Below are 1,875 nucleotides of genomic sequence, written 5' to 3'. Positions count from 1 at the left end.
TAAAGCGTGAATCTGCATCTGCGCGCAAAACCAGCCCCGCTGGCGATGCGGGTCAGCACTGGCACCCTTCGCACACCCCACAACGCCAAACTCACGCTTAAATGCAACCTCACGCGCAAATGCGCCGCATTAAAGCGTGAATCTGCACTTGCGCGCAAAACCAGCCCCGCTGGCGGTGCGGATCAGCACTGGCACCCTTCGCACACCCCACAACGCCAAACTCACGCTTAAATGCAACCTCACGCGCAAATGCGCCGCATTAAAGCGTGAATCTGCACTTGCGCGCAAAACCAGCCCCGCTGCCGCGCACGAGGTGGTGCTCACCAGTACACAGATTGCCCGCGTGTCCGGCGTGGGCTCAGGAAAGAATGCCGAGCGCTTTGAGTCGGGCGCGCAGTCGGTCGAGGCCCAACAGGTCATTCCACATAATCCGCACGACCGTGTAGCCCAGCCGATGCAGTTGATGTTCGCGTTCTTTTTCACGCAGGAGTTGGTCGCCTTCGCCATTGAAGCCGCCGTCGGCTGTGGATAGGTATTTCACGGCGCCGTCGAACTCGATGATGATGCGCTTATCCCGAACAAGTCCGTCAACGCGGGCAACGAAGATTCCGTCTTCGTCGAAGATTTCGACTTGCTGTTCAAGGTTGTCGATCCCAAGCATGCGCAGCTTCACCATGCACACGCTTTCGCCGTAGGACTCAGCAAGTCCGTTGGCGAAGCTCAGGGCGCTGCGCACACGCGCGCATCCTGCCCGACGGCCGTAGGCTTCAGCGATTTCGTGAGCCTGGGCAAGCAGCTGTTCGCGCTGAAGAGGTGCCTCGCGCAAGATCGCATCGAGGACTGCTGTGCCGTATTCGATGGATTCATCTGCGGCCAGGTCTACTGCGGTTCGGACGGGATTGGTTATGGCAAAACCGCGCCAGTCGTCGATTTCACTTTCGCCGATCTGCCGATACCGCCTACGAAAAGTGGCTCCTGCGCGCGACAGGTTGGGGTTGATCATTTCAACTGCTTCAGGCACCGCTTTGATCGGCAGGCCGTGCAGCAGGGCTGCGGTGGAATGGCTGAGCACATCGTCCGGGTGTGCTGACTCAGCAATGAGTTCGGCTTTCGCCGTGTGGAGGTTTGTTTGCGCCTTTCGCCATGCAGGGTTGCGCTTCTGTGCATCCGCGCGGGCGAACAAATCGACCATCGTCTGATCTGCGAGTTGTGTAAAAAGCGGGTGTCTCGAGCACAGCTTCACGACCGCGTACATCCCTCGATGCAATCGCTCGACGCAGCACGAGGCAGCTGACCTCAGCTCTCCCATCTGGATGCCGCAGGTCGCTGCCATGTTGTTGGTGAATACGCTATGCATCCTTTTATGTCACCGGAACAGCACCGTTTCCACAAGAGGCATTCGCAATCTGTGGATAACTTTTTTGGCGGGGGCGCGGGCATCCCACAACGCCAACCTCACGCGCCCAACAACGCCAACCTCACGCTTAAATGCAACCTCACGCGCTAATGCGCCGCATTAAAGCGCAAATCCGCATTAAAGCGTAAATCCAGGTAGGCAGCAGGAACGGACGAGGCGGAGGCGCCGGTCGGGCTGAAGGCTGAGCTCGGCTGAAGGATCGGGCTGGGCCGCGCGGATGAGCCGACACCGGGCACACTTCACGCGCCCAACAACGCCAAACTCACGCTTAAATGCAACCTCACGCGCTAATGCGCCACATTAGAGCGCAAATCCGCATTAAAGCGTAAATCCAGGTTGGCAGCAGGAACGAAGCGGCGGAGGTGCCGGTCGGGCTGAGGGGTTGAGGTGGGCCGGGTTGAGGGCTGGACTGAAGGGACGGGCTGAGGCGGAGGTGCCGGTCGGGCTAAGGGTTGAGC

1 protein-coding gene is annotated in these 1,875 nt (G+C 59.5%); it reads right to left on the bottom strand.

Translation table 11 applies throughout. The features are described 5' to 3' along the window. Nucleotides 1-358 precede the first annotated feature (358 nt). Nucleotides 359-1,192, bottom strand: a complete 834-nt coding sequence (locus tag HMPREF3092_RS08220) for a PDDEXK family nuclease (RefSeq protein ID WP_070424544.1) — start codon at nucleotides 1,190-1,192, stop codon at nucleotides 359-361. Nucleotides 1,193-1,875 lie beyond the last annotated feature (683 nt).

It is taken from the genome of Brevibacterium sp. HMSC24B04 (genome assembly GCF_001806835.1).
GTDB classification, from domain to species: domain Bacteria; phylum Actinomycetota; class Actinomycetes; order Actinomycetales; family Brevibacteriaceae; genus Brevibacterium; species Brevibacterium ravenspurgense.
Note: the sequence above shows the minus strand (reverse complement) of the source record. Positions and strands in the feature narration are given on the sequence as shown.

What these genes read in the sequence shown, in the direction of transcription:
- HMPREF3092_RS08220 (WP_070424544.1), bottom strand. Translation starts at nt 1,192, where the DNA reads ATGGTCGATTTGTTCGCCCGCGCGGATGCACAGAAGCGCAACCCTGCA.